The sequence below is a fragment of the Streptomyces minutiscleroticus genome (assembly GCF_014650875.1).
Taxonomy (GTDB): Bacteria; Actinomycetota; Actinomycetes; order Streptomycetales; family Streptomycetaceae; genus Streptomyces; species Streptomyces minutiscleroticus.
The window spans coordinates 12,841-29,258 of the sequence record NZ_BMVU01000002.1; the positions used below are offsets into that span (position 1 = coordinate 12,841).

At 72.4% G+C, this 16,418-nt stretch carries 13 protein-coding genes; 7 read left to right on the top strand and 6 right to left on the bottom strand.

What is annotated here, in order from left to right:
- Positions 1-2: 2 nt before the first annotated feature.
- A complete protein-coding gene (locus tag IE271_RS03165; protein WP_190188588.1) occupies positions 3-710 on the bottom strand; it encodes a TetR/AcrR family transcriptional regulator in 708 nt (235 codons plus the stop codon).
- Positions 711-923: 213 nt separating this feature from the next.
- On the opposite strand from IE271_RS03165, the gene IE271_RS03170 reads away from it, so the two are divergent.
- The 4 genes from IE271_RS03170 to IE271_RS03185 all read left to right on the top strand — a co-directional run bounded on the left by IE271_RS03170 (position 924) and on the right by IE271_RS03185 (position 5,335).
- On the top strand, positions 924-2,330 hold the full coding sequence (locus IE271_RS03170) for an ABC transporter substrate-binding protein (RefSeq protein WP_190188589.1): 1,407 nt from the start codon (positions 924-926) through the stop codon (positions 2,328-2,330).
- A gap of 274 nt (positions 2,331-2,604) precedes the next feature.
- Entirely contained in the window at positions 2,605-3,552 is a 948-nt protein-coding gene (locus IE271_RS03175; protein WP_190188590.1) for a carbohydrate ABC transporter permease, read from the top strand.
- Position 3,553: 1 nt separating this feature from the next.
- Positions 3,554-4,456 carry a carbohydrate ABC transporter permease gene (locus tag IE271_RS03180; RefSeq protein WP_190188591.1) on the top strand — a complete coding sequence of 301 codons (903 nt, stop codon included), beginning with the start codon at positions 3,554-3,556 and terminating at the stop codon, positions 4,454-4,456.
- 141 nt (positions 4,457-4,597) lie between these two features.
- Positions 4,598-5,335: a helix-turn-helix domain-containing protein gene (locus IE271_RS03185; RefSeq protein ID WP_229919103.1), complete on the top strand. Its 738-nt coding sequence runs from the start codon at positions 4,598-4,600 to the stop codon at positions 5,333-5,335.
- Positions 5,336-5,571: 236 nt separating this feature from the next.
- Here the strand turns inward: IE271_RS03185 and IE271_RS03190 are convergent, their stop codons facing one another.
- Positions 5,572-6,597 (bottom strand): ATP-dependent 6-phosphofructokinase, encoded by a 1,026-nt coding sequence (locus IE271_RS03190; RefSeq protein WP_190188593.1) that lies wholly within the window; start codon positions 6,595-6,597, stop codon positions 5,572-5,574.
- 258 nt (positions 6,598-6,855) lie between these two features.
- On the opposite strand from IE271_RS03190, the gene pta reads away from it, so the two are divergent.
- From pta to pyk, 3 genes are all read left to right on the top strand, one after another.
- The gene (gene pta / locus IE271_RS03195; protein WP_190188594.1) at positions 6,856-8,934 is read left to right on the top strand and encodes a phosphate acetyltransferase; all 2,079 of its coding nucleotides are present in this window, start codon (positions 6,856-6,858) and stop codon (positions 8,932-8,934) included.
- Positions 8,935-8,966: 32 nt separating this feature from the next.
- Entirely contained in the window at positions 8,967-10,178 is a 1,212-nt protein-coding gene (locus IE271_RS03200; protein WP_190188595.1) for an acetate kinase, read from the top strand.
- A gap of 111 nt (positions 10,179-10,289) precedes the next feature.
- Positions 10,290-11,708, top strand: a complete 1,419-nt coding sequence (pyk, locus tag IE271_RS03205) for a pyruvate kinase (RefSeq protein ID WP_190188596.1) — start codon at positions 10,290-10,292, stop codon at positions 11,706-11,708.
- A 94-nt stretch (positions 11,709-11,802) separates the two neighbouring features.
- On the opposite strand, the gene IE271_RS03210 is transcribed toward pyk, so the two are convergent.
- The 4 genes from IE271_RS03210 to IE271_RS03225 all read right to left on the bottom strand — a co-directional run bounded on the left by IE271_RS03210 (position 11,803) and on the right by IE271_RS03225 (position 16,153).
- Entirely contained in the window at positions 11,803-13,188 is a 1,386-nt protein-coding gene (locus IE271_RS03210) for a hypothetical protein (RefSeq protein ID WP_190188597.1), read from the bottom strand.
- Positions 13,178-13,750 (bottom strand): DUF6114 domain-containing protein, encoded by a 573-nt coding sequence (locus tag IE271_RS03215; protein ID WP_190188598.1) that lies wholly within the window; start codon positions 13,748-13,750, stop codon positions 13,178-13,180. The genes IE271_RS03210 and IE271_RS03215 overlap by 11 nt, the downstream gene beginning before the upstream one ends.
- A gap of 128 nt (positions 13,751-13,878) precedes the next feature.
- Complete coding sequence (locus IE271_RS03220; protein ID WP_190188599.1) at positions 13,879-14,556, bottom strand: DUF6230 family protein; 678 nt, start codon at positions 14,554-14,556, stop codon at positions 13,879-13,881.
- A gap of 625 nt (positions 14,557-15,181) precedes the next feature.
- Positions 15,182-16,153: a tetratricopeptide repeat protein gene (locus IE271_RS03225; protein WP_190188600.1), complete on the bottom strand. Its 972-nt coding sequence runs from the start codon at positions 16,151-16,153 to the stop codon at positions 15,182-15,184.
- Positions 16,154-16,418: the final 265 nt, after the last annotated feature.

Genomic DNA, 16,418 nt, shown 5'->3' on the forward strand with positions numbered 1-16,418 from the left:
CTCTATGCGGTTCTTCCGGCGGCGTCGCCGCCGGTGGTCGTACGGGCGGCCGCGGCCGCCTCTCCCGTCAGGGCGTCGTAGGCCTGCTCCACCAGGGCGGGCAGGTCCGCGGCGGCCGGGTCCGCCGGGTCGTGGTCCCGCAGGCCGCGCGCCCACAGGCGCTGGGCGGCCACGAGGACGCCGGCCGCGGTCTCCACGACGACGGCCGGGCGCACGTCCCGTACGGGGTCGGTGCCGAGCCTGCCGGCGACGATGCGGACCGACTCCTCCTGGGCGTCGATCCTTATGCGCTGGTAGGCGGCGAAGAGGGCGGGCTCGCTGTCGACCAGGGCCAGCAGTTCGCGCATGCGCGGGCGCAGGTGCAGGGCGGGGTGCTCCGGGTCGGCCAGCCACTGGCCCACGGCCCTGCGGTACGCGACCAGCGGGGGCTCGTCGCGGGGCCGGTCCCGCAGCGCCGCGTTGATGCGGGCCCCGTCGCCGCGGACGAAGTCAAGGACCGCGTCCTCCTTGCCCGCGAAGTGGCGGCTGAAGGTGCGGCGGGTGACGTCGGCGCGCTCCGCCACGGCGGCGACGGTCACGGCGGCGAGGCCGTGCTCCAGGACCAGGTCGAGGGCGGCGGACGCCATCGCGTCCCGCGTCTGCCGCGCCTTGCGCCGCCTGCGGTCCTCCCCGGCTCCCGCGGCCGGGACGGTGGGCTCCTTCGCCTTCATGATGTCGACGATACCTCCAGTCGTGTCTCAATGGGACATCTGTCTCAGCGGGACATCAATCCCTCCGGGACGTCGATCCCTCCGGGACGTCGGGCGGTCCGCTGCCCGGCCGGGCAGCGGACCGCTGCAAGGTCATTGACCTGACTAGACCACTGCTCCTACGTTCACGAGGCAGCAGTACCCGGCCACAAAGACGTCGGCCAGTAGGAGGTCGTGCCCGTGCGCCCCACCGCCGCCCGCCCCCGCACCACTGCCACCGCCCTTCCCCTTCTCCTCGCCGCCCTGCTCACCGTCGGTGCCGCCGGTACGCTCACCGCCTGCGGCGGCGGGCCGGGCAGCGACCCGGACACCGTGCGGGTCTCCTTCAAGCAGTCGACCGACAACAAGGTCAGAGTCATGGACGACCACCTGGCCGGCGTGAAGGAGCAGTTCGAGAAGGCCCACCCGGGCAAGAAGGTCGAGCTCGTCCCGATCAAGGCCCCGGACTCGGAGTACTACACCAAGCTCCAGCAGATGCTGCGCTCCCCGAAGACGGCCCCCGACCTCGTCTACGAGGACACCTTCCTGATCAACTCCGACATCACCAGCGGCTATCTGAAGCCGCTCGACCCGTATCTGGCCGAGTGGGACGACTGGGACCGGTTCGTCGACACGGCGAAGGCCGCCGCGAAGGCCGAGGACGGCAGGACGTACGGCGTGCCGGACGGCACGGACACCCGGGGGCTGTGGTTCGACAGGGGGATCTTCGCCAGGGCCGGGCTCCCCGCCGACTGGCAGCCCAGGACCTGGGACGACGTGCTCGACGCGGCCCGGACCGTGAAGGAGAAGGTCCCCGGCGTCGTCCCGCTCAACGTCTACACGGGCAAGCCCGCGGGCGAGGCCGCCACCATGCAGGGCTTCCAGATGCTGCTGTACGGCACGGGCGACGGCAGCCGGGACCCGCTCTACGACGCCTCCGCCGAGAAGTGGGTCGTGGGCAGCCGGGCCTTCAAGGACGCGCTGGCCTTCGTCGAGACCGTGTACAAGGAGAAGCTCGGGCCCGACGTCTCCGACGCGCTCGACCCGAACTTCGCCACCCGCGTGCGCGGCGAGCTCCTGCCCGAGGGCAAGCTGGCCATCGACCTGGACGGCTCCTGGCTGCCGCAGGACTGGCAGGAGGGCTCCGGGCACGAGTGGCCCGAGTGGTCCGAGAAGCTGGGGCTCGCCGCCATGCCCACCCAGCACGGCCAGGCCCCCGGCCGGGTGAGCATGTCCGGCGGCTGGACCTGGGCGATCCCCGCCAAGGCCGGCAACCCCGACCTCGCCTTCGAGTTCGTCAAGACGATGCAGACGAAAGCGAACGCCCTGAAGTGGTGCATCGCCAACTCCGGCATCGCCGTGCGCGAGGACGTCGCCGCCGACCCGGCGTACGCGAAGGACCGGCCCGGGATCGCGTTCTTCACCGACCTGGTGGCCGACACCCACTACCGGCCCGCCTATCCGGCGTACCCGAAGGTCTCCACCGCCGTCCAGGAGGCCATGGAGGGCGTCACGACGGGCGACCGGTCGGTCGAGGAGGCGGCGAAGGGCTACGACGAGGAGCTGGGGTCCGCCACGGACGGCCGGGTGACCCGGCGGTGAGCGGCCCCCGGCCCCCGAAGGCGGACGGTCACAGGCGCCCCGCAGCGCGCGGAGACCGGGCCCCGGAGACGGGCGACCGCCCGCCCCCGGGAACGGTCGGCCCCCCGTGCCCCGAAGCACACGGACACCGGACCCCGGGGACGGGCGGACACCGGCCTCCGGAGGCCGACGGGCGCCGGCACCCCGCAGCGCGCGGACGTCGGGCCCCGGGGGCGGACGACCGCCGGCCCCCGGGAGCGGGCGGACGCCGGCGGCCCGCCGCGGGCGGCTTCCGATGACCTCCGCGCCCCCGGCCGGTTCCGGGGCCGTGCGGGAGGTCCCCGGACCGGCCGCGCCGCCGCCCGCGCCCCGCGCCCGGCGCGGTCTGCGCCGCGCCCTGGTCCGCGCCCTGCCGGTCTCCCCCGCCCTGGTCCTGCTGCTCCTCTTCCTCGCGGGCCCGATCGCGTACTGCGCCTGGATCGCCTTCACCGACCTCCAGCTCACCGGGCAGGCGAGCGCGTCCTTCGTCGGCCTCGACAACTTCGAGGCGGCGTTCCGGGACGAGGCGTTCCTCAACGCCGTGTGGCTGACGCTGGTGTTCACCGTGCTCAGCTCGCTGATCGGGCAGAACACGCTCGGTCTCGCGCTCGCCTCCCTGATGCGGCGCGCGTCGAAGCCGGTGCGCACGCTGACCGGCGGCGTCGTCGTCACCGCCTGGGTGCTGCCCGAGGTCGTCGCCGGCTTCCTGCTGTACGCGTTCTTCCGCCGCGACGGCACCCTCAACGCGGTCCTGGACCTCCTGCACCTGCCGGCCCAGAACTGGCTCTACACCCTGCCGATCCTCGCCGTCTCCTTCGCCAACGTCTGGCGGGGCACGGCCTTCTCGATGCTCGTCTACTCGGCGGCCCTGGACGAGATCCCCGAGGAGATCACCGAGGCGGCCGAGGTGGACGGGGCGGGCGGATGGCGGCGGACGTGGCACATCACGCTGCCCATGATCCGGCGCTCCATCGGCACGAACCTGATGCTCAACACCCTGCAGACGCTGTCGGTGTTCGGCCTGGTCTGGGTGATGACCCGCGGCGGCCCGGGCAACCGCAGCCAGACACTGCCGCTGTTCATGTACGAGCAGGCCTTCCAGAAGAGCATGATCGGGTACGGCACGGCCGTGGCCCTGCTGCTCCTGGTGGTCGGCTCGCTGTTCTCGCTCGTCTACATGCGCCTGCTGCGGACGGAGGTCTGACATGCCGGCCGCCCCTTCCCCCGCCGTCCGCCGCGCCCCCGCTCCCGTCCGCCGCTCCCCCGCCTCCCGCCGGACGCCCGCCGCCCGGCGCGCGGCCCGCCGGCTGGCGGCGGACGCCGGTCTGCTGGCCGTCGCCGCCGCGTTCGTCCTGCCGCTGGCCTGGGTGGCGCTCTCCTCCCTCGACGCCCGCGCCGACCTGCGCGTGAAGCTGCCCGACGGCCTCACCCTGGACAACTACGACGCCGTCCTCGAACCCGACATCACCTTCACGCCCCTGCTGAACAGCCTCGTGCTGTGCGGCGGCGCGACCCTGCTGACCGTCGTCTGCGCGGCCCTCGCCGCCTATCCGCTGTCCCGCTACCGCTCGCGCCTGAACCGCCCGTTCCTGCTGACGATCCTCTTCGCGACCTGCCTGCCGATCACCGCGGTCATGGTGCCGGTGTACGCGCTGTTCGTGCGGGTCGACCTGATCGACACCGTGCACGGCACGGTCTTCTTCTTCGCCGCCTCCCAGCTCCCGTTCGCCGTCTGGCTGATGAAGAACTTCATGGACGGCGTGCCCAAGGAGCTGGAGGAGGCCGCCTGGACCGACGGCGCCTCGTCCCTGCAGTCCCTGCTGCGGATCGTGCTCCCGCTGATGGGGCCGGGCGTCGCCGTCGTCACGGTCTTCTCGTTCGTGATGATGTGGGGCAACTTCTTCGTGCCCTTCATGCTGCTGCTCAGCCCGGACCGGATGCCCGCGTCGGTCAGCATCAACGACTTCTTCGGCAACCGCGGCAGCGTGGTCTACGGCCAGCTCGCCGCGTTCTCGGTGCTGTACTCCACGCCGGTGATCCTGCTCTACGTGCTGATCGCCCGGCGGCTGGGCGGCGGGTTCGCGCTGGGAGGGGCGGTGAAGGGGTAGCCGCCGGGCGGCCGGCCCGGTCCCGCCCGCAACCGCCCCGTCCGACGGACACCCTCCCGGAACCCGCCATTTCCGTACGCTAGGTGACTGTTTCCGAACACTACGTGGTCATCGTCACGGAACGGTCAATACCGTGTGCGCGTGCTCAGACCCCCGACCCATCAGCCTGTGCCGCCCTTCGCGGCCCCGGTCGCACGCCGGCTGCGGGACGCGCTCGGCCTGACGCTCGACCAGGTGGCGTACGACCTGCGCTCCGCCTACGGACTGCCGCACGTCACGCCCGGTCTGGTCGACGCCTGGGAGCGCGGGATCACCGCGCCCGGCCTGCACGAACTCACCGCCCTGGCGCGCGTGCTGTGGTGCCCGACCGGGGAACTGGTCGACGCGCCGCGCACCGTGCGGGAGTACCGCGGCGCGCGCTGCCTGACGGCCGAGGAGGTCGCCCACGGCATCGGCGTCGACCCGCTGGAGTACCTGCGCCTGGAGCAGGCGGACGTGTGGCGTGGCACCGAGCCGCAGACCGCCGCCCTGGCCGGGGTGCTCGACCTGTCGCTGCCCGACCTGGTCCGGGTGACCGGCCGCACCGAGATGCTGGCGGAGCTGCTGCGCGACGCGGTCACCGGCCGCCCCCGCGCCTACGTCCGCCCGCTGGGCCGCCTGCTGCCGCTCGACCGCGGCCTGCTGACCGCCGTGCTGCGCCGGCTGCACCGGCAGTACAAGGAGTCCCGGAGGCGGTCGACGCGCGCCCCCGCGGCCGGCCGCCTCGACCCGGCCGTGCCCCTGGAGCACGACGGCCCGGCCTCCGGGGACCCGGCCCGCGCCTTCCTGGAGGGCATCGTCGACGCCTTCTGGTCGGGGGTGCGGCGGTGCTCCTATTGACGGCCCGGGGACGGGCCGGCCGCGGCCGCGCGGACGGTGCGGTCCCGCACGGGACCGCACCGCCGTGACGTGCGGGTACCGCCGGAGGGGCGGCTCCCTGGGCGGTACCGCTGAAGGGCGGCTCCCGGGGCGGGAGAGCTCCCGGGAGCCGGACGGGCATTCCGGAGGACGACCCCGGAAGCCGGAGGACAGCCCCGGAAGCCGAGGGCAGGTTCCCGGAAACGGAGGACGGGTTCCTAGAAGACGGACTCCGCCTCGTCCATCCGGTCCTTCGGGACCGTCTTCAGCTCCGTGACCGCCTCGGCCAGCGGGACCATCTCGATGGTGGTGCCGCGCAGGGCCGTCATGCGGCCGAAGTCGCCGCGGTGCGCGGCCTCGACGGCGTGCCAGCCGAAGCGGGTGGCGAGCACCCGGTCGTACGCGGTCGGCGTGCCGCCGCGCTGCACGTGGCCGAGGATGACCGGCTTGGCCTCCTTGCCCAGGCGCCGCTCCAGCTCGTACGCCAGCGCCGCGCCGATGCCCTGGAAGCGCTCGTGCCCGAACTGGTCGATCTCACCGGTGCCGTAGTCCATGCTGCCCTCGGTCGGGTGGGCGCCCTCGGCGACGCAGATGACGGCGAACTTCTTGCCGCGCGAGAACCGCTCCTCGACCATCTTGACCAGGTCGGCCGGGTCGAAGGGCCGCTCGGGCAGGCAGATGCCGTGGGCGCCGGCGGCCATGCCGGACTCCAGCGCGATCCAGCCCGCGTGCCGGCCCATGACCTCCACGACCATGACGCGCTGGTGCGACTCGGCGGTGGTCTTGAGGCGGTCCATGGCCTCCGTGGCGACGCCGACGGCCGTGTCGAAGCCGAAGGTGCGGTCGGTGGAGGAGATGTCGTTGTCGATGGTCTTGGGCACGCCGACCACCGGCAGGCCCGCGTCCGACAGCATCCGGGCGGCGGTCAGCGTGCCCTCGCCGCCGATCGGGATCAGCGCGTCGATGCCGAACTCGCGCGCCATGTCCTGCGCGTTCTCGCAGGCCTCGCGCAGCCGGTCGCGCTGGAGCCGGGAGGAGCCGAGGATGGTGCCGCCGCGCGCGAGGATGCCGCTGACCGCGTTCAGGTCGAGGGCGCGGTAGCGGCCGTCCAGGAGGCCCGCGTACCCGTCCTCGAAACCGATGACCTCGTCGTCGTACTGCGTGACCGCTCGGTGCACGACCGACCGGATCACTGCGTTCAGCCCCGGACAGTCGCCGCCTGCGGTGAGAACCCCGATGCGCATCGTGCTGAGTCTCCTGCTCGCTGTTGGTACGTGTGAGCCGGTGCCGATTGTTTCACGCGCCCCTGTGGCGCGCCGAACACGCGGCCGGAACGGAGGGCGGCCGTTCCGTGACCGGCGGGGGGTTTGTCCCGCGGGCGTGCTGTTCACCCGCGGAGGTAGTGTCAAGAGGGCACAACCCACGACAGCCGGTGCTCTCGCCGCTCCCTGCCGGTTCGCGCGGCGGAGCCCGGCGCCGAGCGACGGAACGGAGACCACGGCGTGACGCGCACCGTGTACGTGACCGGGATCGACCGGGGCGACGGCCGCCAGGTCGTCGAGCTGGGGGTCATGGAGCTGCTGACCCGGCAGGTCGACCGGGTGGGGGTCTTCCGGCCCCTCGTCCACGACGGCCCCGACCGGCTCTTCGAGCTGCTGCGCGCCCGCTACCGGCTCGCCCAGGACCCGGCGAGCGTGTACGGCATGGGCTACGACGAGGCGTCCCGGCTCCGGGCCGAGCAGGGCACGGACGAGCTGGTCTCCCAGCTCGTCGACCGCTTCCACCGCGTCGCGCGCGACTACGAGGTCGTCCTCGTGCTGGGCACCGACTACGCCGACACGCAGTTCCCCGACGAGCTGGCGCTCAACGCGCGCCTCGCCAACGAGTTCGGCGCCTCGGTGATCCCGGTCGTCGGCGGGCGGGGGCAGAGCGCCGAGTCGGTGCTCGCCGAGACCCGCAACGCCCACCAGGCGTACGCCGGGCTGGGCTGCGACGTGCTCACGATGGTCGTGAACCGGGTCGCCCCGGCCGACCGCGCCCGCATCCACGAGCGCATGGACTCCCGGCTGCCGGTGCCCTGCTACGTGCTGCCCGACGAGCCCGCGCTGTCCGCGCCGACGGTCGCGCAGATCACCCAGACGCTCGGCGGCACGGTCCTGCTCGGCGACGACGCGGGCCTGTCGCGCGACGCGCTCGACTTCGTCTTCGGCGGCGCCACGCTGCCGACCTTCCTGAACGCGCTGACCCCGGGCTGCCTGGTGGTGACGCCCGGCGACCGGGCCGACCTGGTGGTGGGCTCGCTGGCCGCGCACAGCGCCGGCACTCCCCCGATAGCCGGGGTGCTGCTGACCCTGGACGAGCGCCCCTCCGACGACGTCCTGACCCTCGCCGCCCGGCTCGCCCCGGGCACCCCGGTCGTCTCGGTGCCCGGCAACAGCTTCCCGACCGCGGCCGAGCTGTTCTCCCTGGAGGGCAAGCTGAACGCGGCGACGCCCCGCAAGGCGGAGACGGCCCTCGGCCTCTTCGAGCGCCACGTCGACACCGCCGACCTGATGAGGCGGGTCTCCGCGCCGAGCACCGACCGGGTCACCCCGATGATGTTCGAGCACAAGCTGCTGGAGCGGGCCCGCTCCGACCGGCGCCGCATCGTGCTGCCGGAGGGCACCGAGGAGCGCATCCTGCGCGCCGCCGACGTGCTGCTGCGCCGCGGCGTGTGCGACCTGACGCTGCTCGGCCCGGTCGAGCAGATCCGCAAGAAGGCCGCCGACCTGGGCGTCTCCCTGGGCGACGCGCAGCTCGTCGATCCGCAGACCTCCGAGCTGCGGGACTCCTTCGCCGCCGAGTACGCGCGGCTGCGCGCCCACAAGGGCGTGACCGTGGAGCTGGCCCACGACGTGGTCTCCGACGTGAACTACTTCGGCACCCTGATGGTCGAGAAGGGGCTGGCCGACGGCATGGTGTCGGGCTCGGTGCACTCCACGGCGGCCACCATCCGGCCGGCCTTCGAGATCATCAAGACCCGCCCGGACGCGGAGATCGTCTCCTCGGTCTTCTTCATGTGCCTGGCCGACAAGGTGCTGGTCTACGGCGACTGCGCGGTCAACCCCGACCCGGACGCCGAGCAGCTCGCCGACATCGCCGTGCAGTCGGCGGACACCGCCCGGCAGTTCGGCGTCGAGCCGCGGATCGCGATGCTGTCGTACTCGACGGGCACCTCGGGCTCCGGCGCGGACGTCGACAAGGTGCGCCGCGCGACCGAGCTGGTCAGGCAGCGGCGCGACGACCTGAAGATCGAGGGCCCGATCCAGTACGACGCGGCCGTGGAGCCGACCGTCGCGGCCACCAAGCTGCCCGGCTCGGAGGTCGCGGGCCAGGCCAGCGTGCTGGTCTTCCCGGACCTGAACACCGGCAACAACACCTACAAGGCCGTGCAGCGCTCGGCCGGCGCGATCGCCGTCGGCCCGGTCCTGCAGGGCCTGCGCAAGCCGGTGAACGACCTGTCCCGCGGCGCGCTGGTCGGCGACATCGTGAACACCGTCGCCATCACCGCCGTCCAGGCCCAGGGCCCCCGCACCGCATGACCACCGTCCCCGACCGAGAAGGCACCCCCTCCGTGACCGCCACCCGCGTCCTCGTGATCAACTCCGGCTCGTCGTCGGTGAAGTACCAGCTGCTCGACATGCGCGACCACAGCAGGCTCGCCGTGGGCCTGGTGGAGCGCATCGGCGAGCGCTCGTCGCGGCTGCGGCACACGCCCGGCCGGGGCGGCGAGGTCCGCGAGCGGACCGGGCCGATCGCCGACCACGCCTCCGCGCTGAAGTCGGTCGCCGAGGAGCTGGCCGCGGACGGCCTCGGTCTCGACTCCCCGGAGCTGGCCGCGATCGGGCACCGGGTGGTGCACGGCGGCAAGCGGTTCACCGAGCCGACCGTGATCGACGAGCCCGTCCTGAAGGAGATCGAGCGGCTGATCCCCGTGGCGCCGCTGCACAACCCGGCGAACCTCACCGGTATCCGCACGGCGCTCGCCCTGCGCCCGGACCTGCCGCAGGTCGCCGTCTTCGACACGGCGTTCCACACGACGATGCCGGAGGCCGCGGCGCGCTACGCGATCGACGTGGAGACCGCCGACGCGCACCGGGTGCGCCGCTACGGCTTCCACGGCACCTCGCACGCGTACGTCTCCCGCGAGACGGCGAAGCTGCTGGGCCGGGCGCCGCAGGAGGTGAACGTCATCGTGCTGCACCTGGGCAACGGTGCGTCCGCCTCGGCCGTGCGGGGCGGACGGTGCGTGGACACCTCCATGGGCCTGACGCCTTTGGAGGGGCTCGTGATGGGTACCCGCTCCGGTGACGTGGATCCGGCGGTGGTCTTCCACCTCAAGCGGGTGGGCGGCATGTCCGCCGACGAGATCGACGTCCTGCTGAACACCAGGAGCGGCCTGGTCGGGCTCTGCGGTGACAACGACATGCGGGAGATCCGCCGCCGGATCGACGAGGGCGACGAGCGGGCGCAGCTCGCCTTCGACGTCTACATCCACCGGCTGAAGAAGTACATCGGCGCCTACTACGCGGTGCTCGGCCGGGTGGACGCCGTGGTCTTCACGGCGGGGGTCGGCGAGAACGCGGCCCCCGTGCGCGAGGCGGCGCTCGCCGGCCTGGAGGGTCTGGGCCTGGAGGTGGACCCCGCCCTGAACACCGCGCGCGCGGACGGGCCGCGGGTGATCTCTCCCGAGGGCGCCCGGGTCGTGGTCGCCGTCGTCCCGACCGACGAGGAACTGGAGATCGCCACGCAGACCTACGCACTCGTCGGGGGCGGGAGCGCCTGAGAGCGGTGCCCGTACCCCTGTCGGAAACCACGCCTGAGCGCGCACCCGCCCATTTGTATCTTCCGCCAGACGGAATATTCCGTAGCGAAACAAACCGATAGGATCAGCCCCATGCGCCGTTCCAAAATCGTCTGCACCCTGGGCCCCGCCGTCGACTCGCACGAACAGCTCGTCGCGCTGATCGAGGCCGGTATGAACGTGGCCCGGTTCAACTTCAGCCACGGCTCGCACGCCGAGCACCAGGGGCGCTACGAGCGCGTCCGGGCCGCCTCCGCCGAGACCGGCCGCGCGATCGGCGTCCTCGCCGACCTGCAGGGCCCCAAGATCCGCCTGGAGACCTTCGCCGAGGGCCCGGTCGAGCTGGAGCGCGGCGACGAGTTCACCATCACCACCGAGGACGTCCCGGGCGACAAGACGATCTGCGGCACGACCTACAAGGGCCTGCCGGGCGACGTCTCCAAGGGCGACCAGGTCCTGATCAACGACGGCAATGTGGAACTGCGCGTCGTCGAGGTCGACGGGCCCCGGGTCAAGACGGTCGTCATCGAGGGCGGCGTGATCTCGGACCACAAGGGCATCAACCTGCCCGGCGCGGCCGTGAACGTGCCGGCGCTGTCCGAGAAGGACGTCGAGGACCTGCGCTTCGCGCTGCGCATGGGCTGCGACCTGGTCGCGCTCTCCTTCGTCCGGGACGCCGACGACGTCAAGGACGTCCACAAGGTGATGGACGAGGTGGGCCGCCGCGTCCCGGTCATCGCCAAGGTGGAGAAGCCGCAGGCGGTGGCGAACATGGAGGCCGTCGTGGCGGCCTTCGACGGCGTGATGGTGGCCCGCGGCGACCTGGCCGTGGAGTACCCCCTGGAGAAGGTCCCCATGGTGCAGAAGCGCCTGGTGGAGCTCTGCCGGCGCAACGCCAAGCCGGTGATCGTCGCGACCCAGATGATGGAGTCGATGATCACCAACTCCCGCCCGACCCGCGCCGAGGCCTCCGACGTGGCCAACGCGATCCTGGACGGCGCGGACGCGGTCATGCTGTCGGCCGAGTCGAGCGTGGGCGCCTACCCGGTCGAGACCGTGAAGACGATGTCGAAGATCGTCGCCGCGGCCGAGGAGGAGCTGCTCTCCAAGGGCCTGCAGCCGCTGGTGCCCGGAAAGAAGCCGCGCACCCAGGGCGGCTCCGTGGCCCGCGCGGCCGCCGAGATCGCGGACTTCCTGAACGGCAAGGTGCTGGTCGCGTTCACCAAGTCCGGCGACACCGCCCGCCGCCTGTCGCGCTACCGGGCCCGCCAGCCCATCCAGGCCTTCACCACCGACGAGTCCACCCGCAACCAGCTCACCCTGAGCTGGGGCGTGGAGTCGCACGTCGTGCCGTTCGTGAACAGCACCGACGAGATGGTCGAGCTGGTCGACGCCGAGCTGTCCGGCCTGAAGCAGTACGACAAGGGCGACACCATCGTCATCACCGCCGGTTCGCCCCCCGGTGTCGCCGGCACCACCAACATGGTCCGGGTGCACCACCTGAGCCACTGAGCCGACCGGCTCCGGACGTGACCGAGGGCGCCCCCCGGAAGGGGGGCGCCCTCGGCTCTGTGCGGCTCCCGGACGGGTCTGCGCGGGGGCGGGCTCAGTCGATGTACTGGTGCAGCCCCGGAATGGTCAGCGTCCCGCCGAACTGGCCGGCCTGCACCACCTTCACGTCGGTGAAGTAGATGAGCGGGATGTTCAGCGGCGGCGGGCTGTCCGGACTGAACGTGACCGGGATCAGGCCGAGCAGCTTCCCCGAGATGCTCTCCGTGTACATGATCGTCTCGCCGTCCCGGATGGTGGACGTCGAGCCCTTGGCCGCCTGCACGTGGTACGTCTTGCCGGCCCGGGCGTCCTTCACGGTCTGGTGCAGGTCGCCGATGTCGGTGCCGTCGGAGATCACGTACTTCAGGACCTTCTTGACCGTGCCGTTGGCGGTCCTCACCTGGACGACGCCCTTGTAGTCGGCGCCCTTGAGCAGCAGCGAGCTGGCGTCCAGGTACCAGGGGTCGTCCGGCAGGGCCACGATCCGTTCGACGCCGCCCTCCTCGTCCGTGGCGACCGGGCAGTCCTCCGCGTCCGCGTCGGCACTGGCACTGGCGCTGGCGCTCGGGGACGGTTCGGCGGTGGCCGTCTCCCCGGGCTCCGCGGCGCCGTCGGCCCCGTCCGCCGCGTCGCCCGCCTCACCCGCCCCGCCGTCCTCGCCCGCCTTGTCGGTGGACTCCTCGGCCGTGCCGGGGCCTTTCGCCGCGCCGGAGTCCTTCGCCGCGCCGGTGGCCTTGTCGGCCGTGTCCCCGGCGGCGGACGTCCCCTCGTCCTCGCCGGTCCCGTCCGCCGAGGCGGACGCGGACGGCGTCGGGGTGGCGCTCGTCCTCTTCCCCGGCGTGAGGATGTCCTTGACGAGATCGCCGAGGCCCAGCGGGTCCAGCGGGTTCTTGCTGCTCTGGGACGCCGAGGGGGTGGGCTCGGGCTCGGCGGTGGCACCGCCGCCGCCTCCGCCCTCGCCGGACGCGCCGCCGGTCGGGGCCGGGGCGGGCGCGTCCTCGTCGTCGGAACCTGAATCCGACGAAGAGGAGCCGCCCGGACCGCCCGCGGACGCCGACGGCTTCGGCTCCGTCCCGTCCGCGGAGGACGCGTCACCGGAGGAGGCGGAGGGCGACGGCGCGTCCGACGCGTCCGCACTGGCCGAGGGCGAGGGCGAGGCGTCCTCGTCCTCCTCCGCTCCCTCCAGCGCCTCCACGCATTGCTGGTACTCGTCGGCCGTCAGACTCCTGGAGGACGCCGCGGGGTCGTCCGCGAGGGCGAGTGTCGGCGTGAGGCCCATCCCCATGAGCACCGCCGTCGGCATCGCCGCGAGGGCTATCGCCTTGCCCGCGGGCATGTGGAATCTGGTGAACAGCGCCTTCCTGGGCGCGGCATGCCGCGGCCCGGTTCTCGCGCGGGGCTCTCCCGCAGAGCCCGCACGGGTCGCCTCGTCAGCCGGCACTGTGCCTCCCGTTCGTCCCGTTGGCCGGGATCGTTCCTGACAGGTCGTTCGCCTCACCGGCCCCGGAGCCGTCCGAAGGGGCCGGGGCGCCCGACGTCGCCATGTCCTCGGTCGTGCTCCCGGCCGCCGCACCGGACTCGGCCACCGGCTGCTTCTCGTCCTCGGGCGCCACGCCAGGCGCCCACGCCACGGCCATCGCACCGCCGAAGAGCGCGAGCAGGAAGCCCACGAGGAAGCCGCCGAAGTTGGAGACGGGGAGTGACACCAGCCCCAGCAGGATCGCCGCGACGCCCGCGAAGGTGCGGATGTGCTTCTGGAACCACAGGCTGAGCCCCAGAACGACCAGCAGCACCCCGATGATCAGCGATCCGGCGCCCGCGGTGGTGGCCATGGCCAGTGTCAGGTGACCGATCTGCAGGTGCGCGTACGGGAAGTACATGATCGGAAAACCGCCGAGCAGGACGAACAGACCGGCCCAGAACGGGCGGGTTCCCCGCCAGGCGCGGAACTGCTGCCTCCGGCGGGCGAGCTGGCCAGGTACGGCAGGAGTTTCGGCGCTCATGGAAAACAGCTCCCTGGTGCGGCATCTGCTGTGGTGAGAGTGGTACCGCGGAAAGTGTGGGGTCCGCGGGGGCGAGTGCTGCGTGAACGGGCGGGGGTGTCCGGGCACCCCCGCCCCTCACCGGGTGCTTAGTAGCACTCCTTGCTGCCCGTCGACAGCTTCATGCTCAGGCCGGGAAGCGTGAAGGTGCCGGCCGTGGTCGCCCACGCCGTCTGCTCCACGCCGTACAGGTCCGCCGACTCGGCCTGCTGGGCGAAGCCGTACGGGTTGGCCTGTCCCTGGCCGTTCTTTCCGGCGGACTGCATCCCCGGGCCCTTGCCGCCCTTGTCGGGACCCGTCTCGCCCGCGGCCACACCGATGTCGATGCCATGGAACACGGCACGGTCCTTGGTGGTCAGGTCCGCGACGTCGATGTAGAGGTTCTTCGCCGAGACCTGCTTGCTCTCGTCGGAGCTGTTGCCCGCCCTCAGCGTCAGGGTGACCGATCCGAGGACCGGGATGTTCGGCGTGACGACCGACTGGCACAGGCTCTTGATCGTCGCGTCCCTGAAGGACGAGACGGCCACCGGGTGAAGCGTCTTCTCACCGGAGAGCGTATAGCCGGAGTCGATCGCCCCGTACTGGGCGAAGCCGTTGCCGTGCAGTTCGTCGGCCGTCACCTTGAACGACTGGCCCGACACGCTGAACGACGCGGCGAGCGCGCCCTGCGCCAGGGCCACGCCTATCGCCGCCGTGGCGGCCACGCTGGGCACCATGACCACGGCGAACCGCTTCCATCTGGTCCCGCCACGCACCTGGGACTCCATATTTCCTCCTTCTCGGACGTACATCTCCGGCCCTGACTGCCCCCAGTCGGCGGCTCAGCCGGGCAGGGATGGGAGAAGTGCTACGTCCTCGGGAAGGAGAGCGCCCGTACTCGGAAGGCGCGCAGCGCGCCCGAATCACCGGCGATCACCCCCGAGCGACAACCACTGGTCGCGCCTGACACACATCACGCACAACCTGCCGGACAGGCACCGCCGCGACGGCGGAGACCCCCCTGTCCGAGGTCCCGCGCCACTGCCGCGGGACCTGCCCGGTGGGGACCCAGAGGTATCCGCGCACCCGTCTGGCGGGCGGGGTGCGGCAATGGACCGAGCGTGGCCGATCGTGGTGCATTCTCGGCGCCCGCACAAGGGGGTTCGTTACTGACTGGTAACGGGCGAATGACCGACCACGGCCCGAACGGCCCCGCCCGGCCACACAGGGTGTCCCTTTATCGGCAGGTGAAATGCTTGATTACCGGACGAAAACCGACAGAAGGGCCAGCTCGACTTACTGCGAGTAACAGCGGCCGCGATTACCAAGATTTGGTAAAGCGCGGCCGCCGTGTCGACCTGTCGGCACATTTTCCGCACCTCGGCCTCACGGGCCGCGGCGTTTAGCGACTGGTCAGAACAGGGCGCGCGCCAGTGCCCTGCGCGCGGCCGTCACACGCGGGTCGTCGCCGCCCACCACCTCGAACAGCTCCAGCAGCCGCAGCCGGGCCGCCTCCCGGTCGTCGCCCGCCGTGCGCGCCACGGTCTCGACGAGCCGCCCGAGGGCGTCCTCGACGTGACCGCCCACGAGGTCCAGGTCGGCCGCGGCGATCTGCGCCTGCACGTCGCCCGGCTTCTCGGCCGCGTCCTTGCGCACCTGCTGCGGGTCCACGCCCTGCACCCGCTGCAGCAGCTCGGCCTGGGCGAGGCCCAGCTTGGCCTCCGTGTTGCCCGGGTCCTCGCTCAGCACGTTGCGGTACGCCTGCACCGCGCCGCCCAGATCGCCCGCGTCGAGCGCCTGCACGGCCGCCTCCAGGAGCGCGTCGTACGGGCCGGCCGGGACCTCGGCGGCCGGCGCCCCGCCCGGCTCGGCGTCCGGGTCCACCGTCAGGCCCGTCAGGCCGAAGCGCTGCTCCGCCACCTGGACGAGCTGGTCCAGCGTGCCGCGGATCTGCGCCTCGGGGGCGACGCCCTGGAACAGCGGCAGGGCCTGGCCGGCCACCACCGCGAAGACCGCCGGGATGCCCTGGATCCCGAACTGCTGCATCAGCATCTGGTTGGCGTCGACGTCGACCTTGGCGAGTACGAAGCGGCCGTTGTACTCGACGGCGAGACGCTCGAGGAGCGGGCTCAGCTGCTTGCACGGCTCGCACCACTCGGCCCAGAAGTCGAGGACGACGGGCACCTCGGTGGAGCGCTGCAGGACGTCGCGCTCGAAGCCGGCCTCGTCGACGTCGACGACGAGGCTCGCGGGCGACACCGCGCCGCCCCCGCCGTGCCGGGCCGCCTCGGCGCGCGCCTGCTCCGCCTTCGCCTTGGCCTCCTGGGCCGCCTTCACCGCGGCGAGGTCGACGACTCCGCTCATGGACATGTTGCGTGGCTGCATGAGTACATCCTCCCCCTTCGCGAGCGTGCCCGTGACAGGCGCCGTGAAAAGCAGGGCCGTCGGCCGGCCGTCGTACCGATGCGGTGCCGGGTCCCCACCCGGCACCGGCGCACCGGGTCCCCACCCGGTGTCGTGGTTGCCGCCCACGCGGGTCGGCGCGAGCTTACGCTACGGCTCGTAGCGTAACTGCGGAAGAGGGCCGCTCAAGGCGCGTGTCCGTGATCTCGCTCACTGCGCGCGGGATCTCCGCATGATGCCTACCGGC

Bases quoted from the DNA above. Each gene is read 5' to 3' on its own strand.
- IE271_RS03190 (WP_190188593.1), bottom strand. From the start codon at position 6,597: ATGCGCATCGGGGTTCTCACCGCAGGCGGCGACTGTCCGGGGCTGAAC.
- IE271_RS03175 (WP_190188590.1), top strand. From the start codon at position 2,605: ATGACCTCCGCGCCCCCGGCCGGTTCCGGGGCCGTGCGGGAGGTCCCC.
- IE271_RS03220 (WP_190188599.1), bottom strand. From the start codon at position 14,556: ATGGAGTCCCAGGTGCGTGGCGGGACCAGATGGAAGCGGTTCGCCGTG.
- pyk (WP_190188596.1), top strand. From the start codon at position 10,290: ATGCGCCGTTCCAAAATCGTCTGCACCCTGGGCCCCGCCGTCGACTCG.
- IE271_RS03180 (WP_190188591.1), top strand. From the start codon at position 3,554: ATGCCGGCCGCCCCTTCCCCCGCCGTCCGCCGCGCCCCCGCTCCCGTC.
- IE271_RS03225 (WP_190188600.1), bottom strand. From the start codon at position 16,153: ATGCAGCCACGCAACATGTCCATGAGCGGAGTCGTCGACCTCGCCGCG.
- IE271_RS03165 (WP_190188588.1), bottom strand. From the start codon at position 710: ATGAAGGCGAAGGAGCCCACCGTCCCGGCCGCGGGAGCCGGGGAGGAC.
- IE271_RS03215 (WP_190188598.1), bottom strand. From the start codon at position 13,750: ATGAGCGCCGAAACTCCTGCCGTACCTGGCCAGCTCGCCCGCCGGAGG.